Source organism: Lysinibacillus sp. FSL K6-0057 (assembly GCF_038630885.1).
In the GTDB taxonomy this organism is placed as follows: Bacteria; Bacillota; Bacilli; order Bacillales_A; family Planococcaceae; genus Lysinibacillus; species Lysinibacillus fusiformis_F.
Window position 1 is genome coordinate 4389939 of sequence record NZ_CP152047.1, and the last position, 16778, is coordinate 4406716.

The 16778-nt window shown below is 38.6% G+C and carries 14 protein-coding genes; 1 reads left to right on the forward strand and 13 read right to left on the reverse strand.

All coding sequences use genetic code 11. From position 1 onward, the window contains the following. Positions 1–94: 94 nt before the first annotated feature. The 12 genes from MHB40_RS21975 to MHB40_RS22030 form a co-directional block, all read right to left on the reverse strand. Positions 95–1009, reverse strand: a complete 915-nt coding sequence (locus tag MHB40_RS21975) for a diacylglycerol kinase (RefSeq protein WP_004225701.1) — start codon at positions 1007–1009, stop codon at positions 95–97. A gap of 72 nt (positions 1010–1081) precedes the next feature. Then, positions 1082–1645 carry a thioredoxin family protein gene (locus MHB40_RS21980; protein ID WP_342441663.1) on the reverse strand — a complete coding sequence of 188 codons (564 nt, stop codon included), beginning with the start codon at positions 1643–1645 and terminating at the stop codon, positions 1082–1084. Between the two features lie 157 nt (positions 1646–1802). Beyond that, positions 1803–3230: an Asp-tRNA(Asn)/Glu-tRNA(Gln) amidotransferase subunit GatB gene (gene gatB, locus MHB40_RS21985; RefSeq protein ID WP_342441664.1), complete on the reverse strand. Its 1428-nt coding sequence runs from the start codon at positions 3228–3230 to the stop codon at positions 1803–1805. A gap of 1 nt (position 3231) precedes the next feature. After that, positions 3232–4695, reverse strand: a complete 1464-nt coding sequence (gatA, locus tag MHB40_RS21990; RefSeq protein ID WP_342441665.1) for an Asp-tRNA(Asn)/Glu-tRNA(Gln) amidotransferase subunit GatA — start codon at positions 4693–4695, stop codon at positions 3232–3234. A 24-nt stretch (positions 4696–4719) separates the two neighbouring features. Next, a complete protein-coding gene (gene gatC / locus MHB40_RS21995) occupies positions 4720–5007 on the reverse strand; it encodes an Asp-tRNA(Asn)/Glu-tRNA(Gln) amidotransferase subunit GatC (RefSeq protein ID WP_004225708.1) in 288 nt (95 codons plus the stop codon). Between the two features lie 232 nt (positions 5008–5239). Then, positions 5240–6379: a CamS family sex pheromone protein gene (locus tag MHB40_RS22000; protein WP_342441666.1), complete on the reverse strand. Its 1140-nt coding sequence runs from the start codon at positions 6377–6379 to the stop codon at positions 5240–5242. Positions 6380–6501: 122 nt separating this feature from the next. Next, positions 6502–8505, reverse strand: a complete 2004-nt coding sequence (gene ligA / locus MHB40_RS22005) for an NAD-dependent DNA ligase LigA (RefSeq protein ID WP_342441667.1) — start codon at positions 8503–8505, stop codon at positions 6502–6504. A gap of 14 nt (positions 8506–8519) precedes the next feature. Then, on the reverse strand, positions 8520–10772 hold the full coding sequence (pcrA, locus tag MHB40_RS22010) for a DNA helicase PcrA (RefSeq protein ID WP_342441668.1): 2253 nt from the start codon (positions 10770–10772) through the stop codon (positions 8520–8522). Positions 10773–10804: 32 nt separating this feature from the next. Beyond that, entirely contained in the window at positions 10805–11494 is a 690-nt protein-coding gene (locus MHB40_RS22015) for a heptaprenylglyceryl phosphate synthase (RefSeq protein ID WP_342441669.1), read from the reverse strand. Positions 11495–11604: 110 nt separating this feature from the next. Further along, positions 11605–11925: a YerC/YecD family TrpR-related protein gene (locus tag MHB40_RS22020; RefSeq protein ID WP_004225717.1), complete on the reverse strand. Its 321-nt coding sequence runs from the start codon at positions 11923–11925 to the stop codon at positions 11605–11607. A 15-nt stretch (positions 11926–11940) separates the two neighbouring features. After that, positions 11941–12996, reverse strand: coding sequence for a DUF3048 domain-containing protein (locus MHB40_RS22025; RefSeq protein WP_342441670.1), 1056 nt, complete (start codon positions 12994–12996; stop codon positions 11941–11943). A gap of 69 nt (positions 12997–13065) precedes the next feature. Continuing rightward, entirely contained in the window at positions 13066–14787 is a 1722-nt protein-coding gene (locus MHB40_RS22030) for an adenine deaminase C-terminal domain-containing protein (RefSeq protein WP_342441671.1), read from the reverse strand. A gap of 196 nt (positions 14788–14983) precedes the next feature. On the opposite strand from MHB40_RS22030, the gene MHB40_RS22035 reads away from it, so the two are divergent. Next, on the forward strand, positions 14984–15412 hold the full coding sequence (locus MHB40_RS22035; protein WP_342533466.1) for a YgaP-like transmembrane domain: 429 nt from the start codon (positions 14984–14986) through the stop codon (positions 15410–15412). A gap of 106 nt (positions 15413–15518) precedes the next feature. On the opposite strand, the gene purD is transcribed toward MHB40_RS22035, so the two are convergent. Beyond that, on the reverse strand, positions 15519–16775 hold the full coding sequence (purD, locus tag MHB40_RS22040) for a phosphoribosylamine--glycine ligase (protein ID WP_342441672.1): 1257 nt from the start codon (positions 16773–16775) through the stop codon (positions 15519–15521). Between the last annotated feature and the right edge of the window lie 3 nt (positions 16776–16778).

Genomic DNA, 16778 nt, shown 5'->3' on the forward strand with positions numbered 1-16778 from the left:
GAAGTACACCAACTTCAAGCAACCAATCAAATAGAAATACAAAATAAAGCTCATCCTCAATAAAATCGGATGAGCTTTTCGGGTTCATTAACCATTAAATACGGTCTTCCTCTCGAATATCTGCGAGAGGAACAAAGATTTCGATGTGACGCTTCAGGTTTTCAAATGTAGCGGGAGCGTCTCCGCCATATTCGCCATCTAGGTTAAGGTGGACTTCATTTTCTGTAGTGACTTTGACAACGCTAGCTTTTTTATAGATGACACGATCATCATTTAAATGTTCGCCTCTTAATGCCATGGCAGCTAGTTGAATAAACTCAGGAAGGCTTACTTTTTTTAGTACGATTAAAGTAAAGTAACCATCATTAATACTTGCATCAGGCGCTAGTTTTTCAAAGCCTCCTACTGAATTCGTTAAACCACATAGGAACATCATAGCGTCGCCATCAAATACTTCGCCATCATATTCAATACGCATATGTGAGGCTTTGATGGAAGGAATCATCTCAACCGCCTTCACATAATAGGCTAACTGACCAAGCATTGTTTTCATTTTGCTTGGTACTTCGTAAGTTAGTTCTGTAATACGTCCGCCAGCAGCAATATTGATGAAATAGCGTTCGCCATTTAAGAGACCTACATCCACTGGTAATGTGTCGCCTTGAATAATAATGTCTACAGCCTCTTCAATATTTCGAGGGATATGCACGGCACGGGCAAAATCATTTGTAGTGCCCATCGGAATTAGACCAACTTTTGGACGGTTTTCAAATGGACTTACACCTGAAACAACTTCATTTAATGTGCCATCTCCACCAACTGCGATGATGATATCAAAACCGCGTTCTACCGCATTTTTTGCTGCAAGCGTTGCATCGCCTTCACATGTTGTTGCGTGACAGGATGTCTCATAGCCTGCTACCTCTAGTTTTTCCAACACCTCTGGTAGATGTTTCTTAAACACTTCGCGTCCAGATGTAGGATTATAAATGATTCTTGCTCGTTTCATAACATACCTTCCTGCTTCATAAGATTCTACTTCATTCAACGATTTATACGCTGAAATGTTGCAATGCTCTTGTTATTTTTGTAATGCTTCTGTTACTTGCTTTTTAAAATCCTCATAAACATATGTCCAATATGTTTGATTCGAGATATTTTCCTCACGAATTTCTGCATAAAGAGCCTTTTGCGCCTCTTCAAATGTTGGATCTTCTTTATCTGGTAAGCTTGCTCGTTTCGTTACGACTAACTCTTGTAATTCAGGTGCACGGGGTCCCCATTTTCCAACAACCTCACCAGCATCATCTAACAATAGATAAATTGGGATTGCACGACCACCATTTGTTAAATAACGATCAATTAGCTCTGTATCTGCATCGCGGAAAACGGTACGCATGTCTAATCCTGCCGCTTCAGCAATACGACGAATAATCGGATTGTTTAGCATTGCGTCGCCGCACCAATCTTCTGTAATCGTTAAAATCTTTGGTTGCTTATCCTTTAATAACTCGATAAAGCCATCAGTTGTTGGTACTTCAAAGCCATCATAAATACGAAAGCTTTCTTCTTTCAATGTCGTCATGTTCTCCATATATTGTTGTATTGATATAGCTTCGTTAAAATATTGTTGTTCTGTTTTCATTGGCTCGTCCCCCTTATTATTGTCTATTCTATATTTTGCTATGAATACTCTTTTTAAACAACTATTAAGTTTCGCAAAATGCAAATTTGTTACATTTTTGAAAATTAATAGCCGAGGGAGCAATGAAGCTCTCTCGGCTATTATGTTACAACGAGTATTATCGTTTGGCAATTTCTTGTTGTAATAATTTATTAACCATTGGTGGGTTGGCTTGACCTTTTGTTGCCTTCATAATTTGACCAACTAAGAAGCCAATAGCACGGTCCTTACCATTTTTGAAGTCTTCGATAGATTGTGCATTGTTATCTAAAACTTCTGTTACGATTGCTAGTAATGCACCTTCATCAGAAATTTGTACTAAGCCTTTTGCTTTCACAATATCCTGTGCAGAGCCGCCATTTTCTACTAACTCAGCAAATACTTTTTTACCGATCTTAGAAGAAATTGTACCGTCCGTGATTAATTTCACCATTTCAGAAAGGTTTTCTGGTGTTAGTGCAGTATCTTTAAGATCTTTTTGCTCTGCGTTTAAGTAAGCAGAAACATCACCCATTAACCAGTTAGCAGAAAGCTTTGCATCTGCACCTTTCACTATCATTGCCTCAAAGAAGTCTGAGATTTCTTTAGAAATAACAAGAACTCCAGCATCATATGGTGTTAAGCCTAATTCTTCAACATAACGCTTTTTACGAGCATCTGGAAGCTCAGGAATTTCAGATTTCACACGCTCTAACCATGCATCATCAATTGAAAGACGAACTAAGTCTGGCTCTGGGAAGTAACGGTAATCATCTGTTCCCTCTTTAATACGCATTAAAATTGTTTTACCTGTTTTTTCATCAAAACGACGTGTTTCTTGCTCAATCACACCACCAGATAATAATACATCTGCTTGACGTAATTCTTCATGCTCTAAACCACGACGAACATAGTTAAAGGAGTTCAGGTTTTTAAGCTCTGTTTTTGTACCAAATTCTTCTTGACCATAAGGACGAATAGAAATGTTGGCATCACAACGTAGTGAGCCTTCTTCCATCTTACAATCAGATACGTCTGTATATTGAATAATTGATTTTAATTTTTCTAGGTAGGCATATGCTTCGTTTGGTGTACGAATGTCTGGCTCAGAAACGATTTCAACAAGCGGTGTACCTTGACGGTTAAAGTCGACTAATGAGTGGTCACCAGCATGTGAAAGCTTACCAGCATCTTCTTCCATATGAAGACGTGTAATACCGATACGTTTTGTATAGCCGTCTACTTCAATATCAATCCAGCCGTTTTTACCGATTGGTTTATCAAATTGTGAAATTTGATAAGCTTTCGGATTATCTGGATAGAAGTAGTTTTTACGGTCAAATTTTGTTTCTTGTTCGATTTCCATATTGAGTGCAAGCGCTGCACGCATAGCGAAATCTACTACATTTTTGTTTAGGACTGGTAGGACACCAGGATAGCCTAAATCGATTACTGTTGTATTTGTATTTGGTTCAGCACCAAAGTGAGCTGGTGCTGGTGAGAAGATTTTTGAGTTTGTTTTCAACTCAACGTGTACTTCTAAACCAATGACTGTTTCAAAGTTCATGTTATTTTCCCTCCCACATTTGAGGAACTTGTTTATGGAACTCAGTTGCTTGTTCAAAAGCATGAGCTACACGGTAAATTGTTGCTTCATCGAAGTATTTACCAATAATTTGTAAACCTAGTGGTAGATCGTTTTCAAAGCCACAAGGAATTGAAATCGCTGGAACGCCCGCTAAGTTCATCGGGATTGTTAAAATATCGTTAGCATACATCGTCATTGGGTCATCAACATTTTCACCAATTTTGAATGCAGGTGTTGGAGCTGTTGGTCCAATGATGACATCAAAGTCTTCAAATACTTTATCGTAGTCCGCTTTAATCAGTGTACGTGCTTGTTGTGCTTTTTTGTAGTACGCATCATACGTACCTGCGCTTAGTGAGTATGTTCCAAGCATGATACGGCGTTTTACTTCATCACCAAAGCCTTGTGCACGTGTTTCTTTATAAAGGTCTATTAAATTTGTCACGTTTTCTGCGCGGAAACCGTAACGGATACCATCAAAACGAGATAAGTTAGAAGACGCTTCAGATGATGATAGGATATAGTACGCAGCAAGTGCATATTTCGAATGAGGAAGTGATACTTCTTCTACAGTAGCGCCTAAGCCTTTTAATACCTCTAATGCTGCAAGCACTGATTGACGAGCTGCTTCGCCAACACCTTCACCAAGGAATTCTTTTGGTACAGCGATACGTAAGCCCTTTACATCACCAGTAAGAGCTGCAGCGTAATTTGGCACCTCAACATTTGCAGAAGTCGAATCATTTGGATCTAATCCAGCAATAGCTTCTAGTAATAGCGCATTATCTTCAACATTGCGTGTAATTGGTCCAATTTGATCTAGAGAAGATGCAAATGCAACTAGACCAAAACGAGATACACGACCATATGTAGGTTTCATCCCTACAACACCACAGTAAGCTGCCGGTTGACGGATTGAACCACCTGTATCTGAGCCAAGAGAGAATGGTACTTCACCTGCTGCTACTGCTGCTGCAGATGCACCTGATGATCCTCCTGGTACGTGGTTTAAGTTCCATGGATTTTTTGTTGTTTTATAGTATGAGTTTTCGTTCGAAGAACCCATTGCAAACTCGTCCATGTTTAATTTACCAACTGTAATCATGCCAGCTTCACGTAGCTTGTTGACAACAGTTGCGTCGTAGATTGGCATAAAGCCTTCCAGAATTTTAGAGGCACAAGTTGTTTCTAAGCCTTCTGTTACGATGTTGTCTTTCACACCGATTGGTAGACCGAATAATGGTCCACGCTTTTCAAATGGTACTTTATCCATTTCAGCAGCTTGTGCAGTTGCTTTTTCTTCGTTTGAAGCAAGGAATGCTTGTACATCGCCATCAAGCTTTGCAATACGCTCGTATGCTTCTTTCGTTAAGTCAGCGATTGATAAGTTACCCGCTTTAATTTCCGCTTGTAACTCCTTAGCTGAACGTTCAAATAACGTCATGAGGAATCCTCCTATGTTTTAGTATTACATGATAGCTGGTACTTTTACTTGACCATCTTCTTGTTCTTTTACGTTTAACATCATTACTTCGCGGTCTAAACCTTTTACTGCTACATCTTCACGCATTACATTCACTAATGGTAAAACGTGCGTTGTTGGTTCAACATTTGTTGTATCCAGTTCATTTAACTGCTCCGCAAAGTCTGTAATTTTTCCAAGCTGTTCAGCAAATTTCTCTGCTTCTTCTTCTGTAATTGCAAGACGTGCTAAATTTGCCACGTGCTTTACTTCTTCTTTTGTTAATTTAGCCATTTTTCACACCTCCGAATACTTGTTCAATTCATTGTTTTTATTGATAACAATAGGGTTGAATAAAGTTAACCATGCCAATAATCATAACATTTTTCATATTAAAAATCACAACTTTCACTAAAAATATAGAAACTTTCACTACTATAACAAAGTGTTGTCTCTATCTCCCTATTGTGTTCCTCTATTTCTATCCATCTAATAAAAAATATAGTCAGCACAAAGGCTGACTATATTAATCATAGACATGCACGTAAGGGTCCTTATCATTGGCCTTTTTGATGATTAATGCCTCAGGACCATTCACTGAAGTAACGCTCACTTCCACATGAATATTATCAAATTGATTGATTAAAATACCCGTCAAATATTGCGTAAATCCGATTATTTCTGCTTTGCCGAAAAATTGAATTGGTATTTCAATCGAAAGATTTTGTATTTGCTTATTGCGATAGAAACCAGTACCGATCACACTTGTATAGTTCGAAAAATATTTATCAACATCTTGTTTGAAATTCTTGAAGTTATTGTTGACATCTCGGTATATATCCTGTGAATCATCTGTTGGGAACAAGACATAATTTTCATCTATTCCTTCCCAATCGGCAATGTTGTTCTGTCCAGCTTTTGCTACACCATAGCTAAAATATGCTCCTGGAATAATTTGATTGCGGGCTTGCTGCTTAAACAAACCAACAACAATCGGTACATCTTTTAATTCTTCACGTGAACGTAAACGTGAAACGATTTCAGCAGCCATTTTTTTGCCTTGCTCAATAAGAGTAGCCTCTGAAATTGGTTCCTCGTAATATTCGCCATACTGTTCTTTTTGATAATAATAAATAGAATTTAAGGAAAGACCAATTGAAATCCCACCTAGTTTCACTTTATTATCCTTCGTTTTTGTTAAGTAGTTTTGCTCTACAATATGGGATAAATAAACTGGAGCCTTTATTGCTCGTTCCTCTGGTGTCATTGTGTCTGTTGTCGGTGGATTTAATCCATCTTCTGTTTGTGAACTACGAGCAAGCCAAGAGCTTACTGTACTTTCAGCTAAATATTGACCTTCTTGGAAGTAGTAGTTTTCTGTGTCGAACTCATTTTGAGATAGACGCATTAAACCCGATTCAACTTCCTTCATATCGTATTTCGTATAAATGTTAGATACCACTAGACCTCTACTTGCACTCTCTTTATAAGGGATAAGCGTCTTATAATAAGATTCATCAATTTGTATGCTTGGGATAATTGTTGTTTCAGCTTTTTCTTTCTGTTGCGTTTCCTGTGTAAGCTCTGTCTCCTTCTTGTCAGAAGGCACACAGCCGACTAGCATTGCAGCAGCTACGATTGCTGGAATGAGTCGAAAAGACTTCATTATTTAGTGCTCCTTTACTAATAGTCAATTTTAGGTCGACGAAACTACTCGACGCCTTGATGTAACTGTTGTGCATTCGACATCGCTTCCTAATTCATAAAGGGGAGGACATCATGCACTTATTAGATGAGGTTAAGTTGTTCAATTAAGTTATCTTCAGTCCAAACGTCGATACCTAATTGCTCAGCCTTTGTTAGCTTAGAGCCCGCATCCGCACCTGCGATCACAAGATCCGTTTTTTTGCTGACACTACCCGTGACTGTACCACCTAACTCTTCTATTTTCGCTTTTGCTTCGTTGCGTGTCAATTGCTCAAGTTTACCAGTTAAGACAATTGTTTTACCTGCAAAAGGACTATCACCTATCGCCACTTCTACTTTTTTACCTTTATATGTCATATTCACGCCTACCTCAGCAAGACGCTCAATGACTGCTCGTGCATCTTCATTGGAGAAATACTCCACTAACGATGAGGCCATTTTATCTCCAATCTCATAAATCGCCACAAGCTGATCTTCCGTTGCTGCCATCACCGCTTCCATCGAACCGAATTCCTCTGATACGATTTTGGCTGCTTTTTCACCCACATGTCGAATTCCTAAGCCAATTAATAAACGCTCCATTGAATTTTCTTTCGAGGCTTGAATGGCATTGACTAAATTCATTGCAGATTTCTCGCCCATGCGTTCCAATTCCACGAGTTGCTCAACCGTTAAATGATAGAGATCCGAAACATCATGTATTAAATCTGCACGCAATAATTGCTCCACTACTTTATCCCCAAGACCATCGATATTCATCGCGTTTCGAGAAACAAAATATTTTATGCTTTCTGCAATTTGAGCAAAGCAAGCAGGGTTTACACAGCGCAGGGCCACTTCGCCTTCAATACGTATCAATTCACTATCACAAACAGGGCAATTTTTTGGCATGACAAAAGGTGCTGAATCCTCAGGACGTTGCTCTATTAGCACACCTACAACTTGAGGGATAATATCTCCAGCTTTTCGAATAATAACTGTATCTCCAAGACGAATATCCTTATCTCGAATTAAATCCTCATTGTGTAAAGAAGCACGTTGAACCGTCGTCCCTGCAACTTGTACTGGCGTTAAAATAGCCGTAGGAGTAACAACACCTGTACGTCCTACTGTTAAATCAATGTCCAGCAACGTTGTCACAACTTCCTCTGCAGGGAACTTATAAGCAATCGCCCAACGTGGACTCTTTGCTGTATAGCCTAGCTCGTCTTGCTGCGCATAACGATCCACCTTAATCACGATGCCATCAATTTCGTACGCTAAATTCGGACGATTTTCTGTCCAATGTTCTATAAAGGCCATTACTTCTTCAATGGTTGTGCAACGTTGGCGCTCTTTGTTAGAAGGGAAGCCTAGCCCCTCTAAATAATCAAGCATTTCTGCATGTCCATCCATTCCATAAATCTCACCATCTCCACCAATGGCATAGATAAAAGTTGATAGTTGGCGACTTGCTGCAATTTTAGGATCTAATTGACGCAATGAGCCAGCAGCGGCATTCCGTGGATTAGCAAATGATTCTTCCCCATTGTCAGCACGTTGCGTATTTAATTTTTCAAATGATTTTTTCGGCATGTACGCCTCACCGCGTACTTCGATTGTAATAGGCTCTTTTAAACGTAGTGGGATCGCTCGGATAGTCTTTAAATTGGCAGTAATATCTTCTCCTACCACACCGTCTCCTCTTGTTGCCCCTTGTACAAACACGCCATTTTCATACTTCAATGAAATAGCCAAACCATCTATTTTCAGCTCACATACATATGAAAATTGATCTCCGATTGCCTGACGAACTTTACGATCGAATTCTTGTAAATCTGCTTCATTAAAAGCATTTGAAAGACTAAGCATTGGGTAATCATGAGTCACTTTTTTAAAGCCCTCTACCACTGCTCCACCAACACGCTGCGTAGGAGAATCAGGGTATATGAGTGATGGGTTCGCTTCTTCTAATGCAATTAGTTCCTGTAATAACTGGTCATAGACACTATCAGCTACGACAGGTTTATCTAACACATAATAGGCATAACCATATTCATGCAATAATTTATTTAACTCCGCTATACGCTGTTCTATTTCGTTCATTTATGTTCCTCCGCTTACGCTTTTTCAATCGGTGCAAATTGAGCAAGTAATCGCTTAATACCAATTGGTTGTGGGAATGCGATATCAAGCTCTGTACTATCACCTTCACCTTTTACACTAACAACCATACCTGTTCCCCATTTTTTATGAATCGCCTTATCTCCAGCCTTCCACCCAAATTGATCTCCACCCGTTGCTTGTAAACGTGCTGTAGCAGGTTGTGTTTGCTGAGTAGCACCAAGTGTACGCTTTTGATGGCCACCTGTTGAACGATTGTTAGTAGCAAATGGTATTGTTGATTTTGTCCCTGCCTTAGAAATAGACTCTGTAATATCTTGAGAAATTTCACCTAAAAATCGTGATGCATTATTAAAGCTTGAACGACCAAAAATTGTTCGGCTTTGTGCACATGTTAAGTATAAACGTTCCTCAGCACGTGTCACGCCAACATACATAAGGCGACGTTCCTCTTCCATTTCATCTTGATCGTCTAGTGAGCGAGAATGTGGGAAGATGTTTTCCTCCATACCGATAATAAAGACAACTGGGAACTCTAAGCCCTTAGCGGCATGCATCGTCATTAAAATAATATTACCCTTGGATGTATCTTCTTTATCGAGTGCATCAATATCAGCAATAAGAGCTAAATCTGTTAAAAAGGCAATTAAGCTTTTATCATCACTGCGCTCCTCAAAAGCCTTTGTGACAGATAAAAACTCTTCAATATTTTCTAAACGACTTTCTGCTTCAATTGTTTTTTCGTTTTGTAACATTGCTCGATAACCGGATTTATCAATAACTTGCTCCACAATTTCCGTGACAGATAAATATTCCTGCATTTGTGTAAAGCCTTTAATCATCGCATAAAATTGCTCAGCTGAATTTGCCGCTTTCCCTGATAGCCCCATGAAGACAAGATCATTCATCGCGTCAAAAATCGAACGATCCTGATCTATCGCATAACGTGCCATTTTTTCAAAGGATGTTGCGCCAATACTGCGCTTTGGCTCATTAATAATACGTGCTAGTGATAAATCATCGTCATTATTGGCAATCAGTCGTAAGTATGCTAGTAAGTCCTTTATCTCTTTTCGATCATAGAACTTTGTTCCGCCTACTATTTGATAGGCCATATTGGATTTAACTAGTACTTCCTCCATTACACGAGATTGAGCATTTGTGCGATATAAAATAGCAAAGTCATCAAATGAACGATTTTCTTTTTCAATTAACTGTTGAATTGTTTGTACAACAAATTGCGCTTCTTCTTGCTCGTTATAAGCTTTATATAGTGCAATCTTTTCACCCTCTGAATTTTCTGTGCGCAATTCTTTTGGGTATCGTGTTGTATTATTTTGAATGACGTCATTGGCTGCCTGTAGGATGCGTTGAGTTGAACGATAATTTTGCTCAAGCATAATCACCTTTGCAGCTGGATAATCCTTCTCAAAGGATAGGATATTCCCAATGTCTGCACCACGCCAACGATAAATAGACTGATCTGAATCCCCTACAACACAAATATTTTTAAATTTCTTTGCCAGTAATTGCACAAGTAAATACTGAGATTTATTGGTATCCTGATATTCATCTACATGAATATATTGAAATTTATTTTGATAATATTCAAGCACTTCAGGTACACGCTTAAACAACGTAATCGTCGTCATAATCAAATCGTCAAAATCGAGGGATTGGTTGCGGCGTAATCTTTTCTCGTAGCCTTTATAGACACGTGCAACTGTTTGTTCATAAGGATTTTTATCGTTCATTTGTCCAGCGTATTCATCCGCTGTTATACACTCGTTTTTTGCTGCACTAATAGCATTTAAAATTGCTCGTGGCTCAAAACGTTTTGGGTCAATATTTTCTTCCTTCATCACATTTTTAATGACTGAAAGCTGATCTGTCGAATCTAAAATAGAGAAATTACGAGAAATGCCTAGTTGATCGATATTACGACGTAAAATTCTTACGCACATGGAGTGGAAAGTCGATACCCACATACTATCGCCAGTACCATTACCAAGAATGCCATCAATACGATCACGCATTTCTCTGGCTGCTTTATTTGTGAATGTAATCGCTAAAATCTTGGAAGGATATACTTCCTTTTCGATAACTAGGTAAGCAATACGATGTGTTAAAACTCGTGTTTTCCCTGACCCTGCACCCGCCATAATGAGTAATGGTCCTTCAGTTGTTTTAACCGCTCTTTCCTGTTCAGGATTCATACCTGCTAGTAAATTTTTTGTTAACTGTTCCATTTTGCACCGCCTTACAAACATTTGTTCTAAAATTATAACGTATTTTTAACAGCCTTAACAGTCGCAAGTGCAGCTTTTAAATCTTCATAAATAATATTTCCAACTACTACCGTATCTGCAATCTGTGCCATTTCCTCTGCTTGCTTTGCAGATGTTATGCCCCCACCGTAAAAGAGTTTGGTATGCTTCAGTTCGTTTTTCACAGCACTGACAACCTCCAGATCGCCATACATTCCACTGTACTCTAAATAAAAGACAGGAAGCTTAAAGAAATTTTCTGCCATGCGTGCATAAGCTACCACATCATCTATCGTTAAATCTGTTTTCGCACCCGTTACATGGGCTACTTTACAATCAGAATTTAAAATACAATATCCTTCCGCTACCAATTCATCCCATACCATAATATCGCCGTATTCCTTAATAGCCTCATGATGTAAATTTTTAATCCATTTTGGATCATCACTATTTAATACAGTAGGAATGAAATAATAGTCATACCCTGGCGTTACCGCATCAATCGTAGAAATTTCAAGTGCTATCGGTACCTCAAAGCGACGCACGCGAACAAGTAAATCTAATACGCCATCCAACGTTACATTATCTGTTCCCCCAACTAAAATAACGTCTGTCCCAGACTCGCAAATTTTTTCTAGTGCTTCATCTGAAATATCCTTCGCTGGATCTAGCTTGAACACATGTCTCCATTCTAAATAATCCATCTATTTTACCACCTATCATTTTCTATCTATTCGTTTACAAGTATAGCTTATGATTCACGACAAAAAAATGAAAAAGACCGAGTAGAACTTCTACTCAGCCTTTTGTCTGACTATTCTTTTGGTGCTTGAAACGGTTTTTCATCAGGATACAAACGACCTAACATTTCATCATATGTATCATTCCCATAATCAAAGCAGCGACGCACGCGTGAAATCGTTGCTGTACTTGCCCCTGTTTCCTTTTTAATGGATTCGTAGGTTTTCTTTAAACGTAATAAATGTGCGACCTCAAAGCGTTGTGCCAACGATTGAATTTCACTAATCGTACATAAATCATCAAAAAACTTATAGCATTCTTCGATGTCCTTTAACTCTAACACTGCTTTAAATAATTGATCTGTTTGATGCCCCCGAATTTTTTCGATTTGCATGCAATTTTCCTCCCTTTAAGGCTGCGTTTTCACCATTGCTTGTAACCCTGGTGAAGATGGTACGAAATGAACCCACGACTTTCCTGGTACAAGCTTTACAGGCTCCCCTGATTGCTCTACAGCCATTGGTATTCCATTAACATTTGCCCATTTGACTTCCCTCAAATAGCCATTTTGAAATACATACGCATTTCCACCAGACGTTAAATCAATTGCTTGGCGACCAATATCATCAATTGTTCGGTGATTCATTTCAAAAAATAGAACATTTGCCAATGACACTGTCTCGCCTGTTAACATATCTTTTGTGTCCACGCCAGCCGATTGTCGTTCATAGTGATTATTTTGATGATCATACACATACGCGTTATGGAAATCTTCATTATTTCCGTAGTAAATATCAACTTGATTTGTTTCAATACCTATTTTACCACGTTCATCAGGTTCATAAAAAGCCTGAAGCACTTTTTCACTGTAATTCATTGAAGCGCCTACCATTTCAGCACCTTTTAGAATGTTTTCTGATGTAATATAGGAATTGTGTGGTGCAACGCGGTCGTTAGAGCGTTTAAAAAGTATACCATCATAAGCCATACCATTGATATTGTCGACGATACGATGATCAAGCATCGTTTTCGCCTCTGGGCTATAGCCATGCGCTACATAAAAGGCATCAAATCCCTTTGCCATATCGATAAAATAAGAGCGTGCACTACGAACGGGCCCAATATTTTCAGGCAGTTCACTTTGATATACTGCTAAAAAGCGTGTTACATTACCTTCTGCAAGCATTTCATAAACGATATCCGCAGCAGCTAATCCTGATTGTGGACGTGCTGCTGGATGATTATTAATTGTTACGATAATAGGTCTCTGTGTAATTTCTTCTTGTACAGCCTCCCCAGTAAGTGGTGCGACGAATGCTGGTCGTTGCACAGGCTCCTCCACTACTGTTTCTTCCTCTACAATGGGTTCATCATCTTCTTTGACTTTTGGTGTATCCTTTGAACATCCCCCGATTACCAAAGCACTAAATGCTATAGCAATCCATAATTTTTTCGATTTGAACACAAGCATATCTCTCCTTTGAACAATTACACATATCTGTAACTGTTTAAACAACTGAAACACTTTCATCAATTAGCGCATAACAGCAGGTAATAATAACTTATTCTTCATCACATCGAAAATCCCTTGTGGTGTTATACGAATATATGGTAAATGAGTAGATTGTAAAAATAATAGTGTATAAATCGCATCTCCTAATTGATAGCCTCGATCTGCTAAAGCTTGTTTTAAAGCCTTTTCTTTCTCCGTTAATGTGATTAAGTCTCCATCATATAAAAGTCCACCAATTGTTAATGGGATATCCGCTATCACTTCACCTTTTTCAACAAGAACAATACCACCATTCATTACCTTCATTTCTTCGAAGGCTTTGATCATATCTTCTTTATTTTTTCCAATTAACAATATGTCACCTGTGTTGGAATAAGAGGATGCAAAGCCTTGAACATCTGTTGCAAATCCTTTAATCATTGTATTTACATGCCAGTTACCTTTTCGATTAATTAGCATTAAATAACACTCATCATGATTCGCCAACTGCCCTTCTTTCGTAATTAAAGAGTTATAAGGCTTTGTAATCACATCATTAACTAATTGAATTCCAAACGGCATAGAAAACTGAAAATCTTGAGAATCTAATGAAAAATCTAAATCTAATGCTGGAATAGCAGAATAATCAATTGTCGCTAATCTATGCACACGATTCCCATCACGCTTCAACCAGACACCCTTTGATAAAACACTTTCTGGAACAGGGTGATATTCATCTTGTAAAATATTCAATGAAGCAAAACGCCCTGTCGCGATAAAACCATGTAAATTGGACATGTTATAATAACGTGCCACATTATAGGAAGCCATTTGATAAGCATCAATAGGAGATACCCCTGCATCTAAAGCTACTTGAATACATTTATCCATCACACCATCCTCATGGAATGAAGGTGTCGAACCGTCTGTTGTCATCATTAAGTGATCAAAGATCGGAAGTTCTTTTTCTACTATTCCTTTTAGTAGATGTGGTAAATCGGGTCGAATGGAAGAATGACGTAAAGTTACAGCATAGCCCTGCATAATGCGACGCTCTACCTCTTCCACTGTCATTGCCTCATGATCCCCATCAGCACCAAGCAGTTTCATGCGTGCCAACGTTCTTTCTGAAGCTCCTGGGAAATGTCCTTCAATTTTTTTACCCAGTCCCTTAGCCATTTGCATACGATAAAGCATTTGATCGTCACCATGCAACAGCTTAGGCCAGCCTGTCAACTCTCCACCAAGCAAGACATCACTTCGCTCTAACCACTCTAATATAGAGGTATTAGAGAAAACCTCTTCCTCTTGCTCCAATTCAGTTTGTGAATCAAAGCGCGTCCACCAATAAAAAGAAAATGGTAGCTTTTTCAAACTCTCTAAAATTGAAAACGCTTTCTTATTTTCTAAATTTAAAACAAAACTTAAATTATCTGAAATAAAAGTCGTTGTCCCAAGCTGACCACAAAAATCAGCAAATGACTGTGGATGATAAAGCTGGAATGGATGTACATGTGGTTCAATATAGCCTGGAACAATTGTTTTTCCTGTACAATCCACCACTTCTGTTCCTTCTAATAAAGGAGGCATTCTGTCACCAGCATAGACAATGCGATCTCCCAAAATCCAAATGTTTCCTACTACAAATTGTTTTAACATACTATGCAAATAACGTGCATTCTTCAGCACGATATCTGGTGCCTTTTTCCCATCGATTACTGCTAATTGCTGACGTATTTTTGTTATTTTCCATACTGGATCCATGCTATTCGCTCCTTCCTAAATTACGTAATTTTTCATTGTGTAAATCCAACTTGAAATCACATACTACTACTGCATAATCGCATATTTTCATAAAAATTATGCTTTATGCAATCATCTTGTTTCAATCGTAACACAGCACTTTCATAAAGCAAAGTGCACCTCGCTTATTTTTTCCACAATGACTAAAGGAGGAAGTATGATGATGCAGCAAGCAAATTTAAGCGAAAAGAATGCATTTTGTCGTTTTGCCATGGGGACGAGTTTGACCGCATATGGTATCGCTAAAGTTTCTAGAAATCCTAATTGTACAAAAGGTCGATTAATGATTGCATTAGGTGCCATGAAAATGGCTGAGGGACTCTTTAAATATTGTCCAACGAAAGCAATTTTAAGCTCCAATATGCAAAATGCCATGAACACCTCTATGCAAAGTATGTTCAGCGGGCAAAATTCTATGTCTTCTGAACAAATCGATAAGCTCATGAAGGATTTTTCCTCTGCTATAGCTGGCAATTCTTCAGGTTCACAAGCTACTGCTTCAAAACAATCTGACACCAGTACTTCAACTCAAAATTCCTCAAATAGTAGCGATTCTTCAACGAATAAAGCTCAGAATCCTTCTTAGTCAAAGGAGCCGTCCCAATCTATTATTGAGACGGCTCTTACCTCTTACGTTTTGAAACAACAAGAGGTTTCAAAAGACGATAAAAAATATTTAGTGAAAATAATAATTACTTCAATGTACGCCAGCCAATATCTTTACGGAAGAAAAAGTGATCCCATGTTTCCGTTGCAATACCTTCATAAACCTTTTCCTGTGCTTCTTGTAAAGTAGCTGCTTTTGCACCAACTAACAGTACACGCCCACCGTTACCAACGAATTGGCCGTCTACTAATTTTGTACCTGCATGGAAAACTGCATGTGATGTAGAAAGTGCCTCTAAATTCGGTAATACCTTACCTTTTTCAACGTCTCCTGGGTAACCCTCTGCTGCAATGACTACACCAAGCATTACTTCTTCTGACCATTGTAAATCAAAAGGCTGTTCATCCATTAATGCCATCATAAATGCACCAAAATCTGAAACCATACGTGGCAATACGACTTGCGTTTCTGGATCACCGAAACGAGCATTAAATTCTATAACTTGAGGGCCTTTTTTCGTTAAAATTAACCCTGCATATAAAATCCCTGTAAAGGAAGCACCATCTGCCTCCATCCCTTTAACAGTAGGTTCTACAATCGTTTGAAAAGCAATATCGACTACCTCTTGTGAGATTTGTGGTACCGGAGAATAAGCACCCATACCTCCTGTGTTTGGTCCTTTATCTCCGTCATAAGCTCGTTTATGGTCTTGTGCAATAACCATTGGATAAATTTGTCCTTTATGTACAAAGGACATGAAGGAGAATTCTTCACCGTCTAAAAATTCCTCGATGACAACACGTGAAGAAGATTCACCAAAGCGTTGATTCCCAATCATATCCTCTACAGCTTCAATTGCTTCTTCCTCTGTCATTGCCACAACAACGCCCTTACCAGCCGCTAAACCATCTGCTTTAATTACAATAGGCGCCCCTTGTTCTTTAATATAGGCTATGGCTTTTTCTGCTTCAGTAAACGTTTCATGTGCTGCTGTAGGAATATTGTATTTATTCATAATTTCTTTCGCATAGGATTTACTGCTTTCTATTTGAGCAGCAGCCTTTGTAGGGCCGAAAATACGTAAACCTCTTGCTGTAAAGAAATCGACAATGCCTTCAGCAAGCGGCTGTTCTGGGCCAACAAATGTTAATGCAATATCATTTTCCTTAGCAAATTGAGCGAGACCTGCGAAATCCATTGTATCAATAGCAACAACTTCTACTTCGCCTCGCATCCCATCATTTCCTGGCGCTACAAATACGTTGTTAACTGATGGAGAGATGCTAAATTGTTTAGCGATTGCATGCTCACGACCGCCGCTTCCGATTACTAATACATTCATTTT

Coding starts and splice junctions, on each gene's coding strand:
- gatA (WP_342441665.1), bottom strand. CDS start 4,695: ATGACGTTATTTGAACGTTCAGCTAAGGAGTTACAAGCGGAAATTAAA.
- MHB40_RS21980 (WP_342441663.1), bottom strand. CDS start 1,645: ATGAAAACAGAACAACAATATTTTAACGAAGCTATATCAATACAACAA.
- MHB40_RS22020 (WP_004225717.1), bottom strand. CDS start 11,925: ATGCAAATCGAAAAAATTCGGGGGCATCAAACAGATCAATTATTTAAA.
- MHB40_RS22035 (WP_342533466.1), top strand. CDS start 14,984: ATGATGATGCAGCAAGCAAATTTAAGCGAAAAGAATGCATTTTGTCGT.
- pcrA (WP_342441668.1), bottom strand. CDS start 10,772: ATGGAACAGTTAACAAAAAATTTACTAGCAGGTATGAATCCTGAACAG.
- gatB (WP_342441664.1), bottom strand. CDS start 3,230: ATGAACTTTGAAACAGTCATTGGTTTAGAAGTACACGTTGAGTTGAAA.
- purD (WP_342441672.1), bottom strand. CDS start 16,775: ATGAATGTATTAGTAATCGGAAGCGGCGGTCGTGAGCATGCAATCGCT.
- gatC (WP_004225708.1), bottom strand. CDS start 5,007: ATGGCTAAATTAACAAAAGAAGAAGTAAAGCACGTGGCAAATTTAGCA.
- MHB40_RS22015 (WP_342441669.1), bottom strand. CDS start 11,494: ATGGATTATTTAGAATGGAGACATGTGTTCAAGCTAGATCCAGCGAAG.
- MHB40_RS22000 (WP_342441666.1), bottom strand. CDS start 6,379: ATGAAGTCTTTTCGACTCATTCCAGCAATCGTAGCTGCTGCAATGCTA.
- ligA (WP_342441667.1), bottom strand. CDS start 8,505: ATGAACGAAATAGAACAGCGTATAGCGGAGTTAAATAAATTATTGCAT.
- MHB40_RS21975 (WP_004225701.1), bottom strand. CDS start 1,009: ATGAAACGAGCAAGAATCATTTATAATCCTACATCTGGACGCGAAGTG.
- MHB40_RS22030 (WP_342441671.1), bottom strand. CDS start 14,787: ATGGATCCAGTATGGAAAATAACAAAAATACGTCAGCAATTAGCAGTA.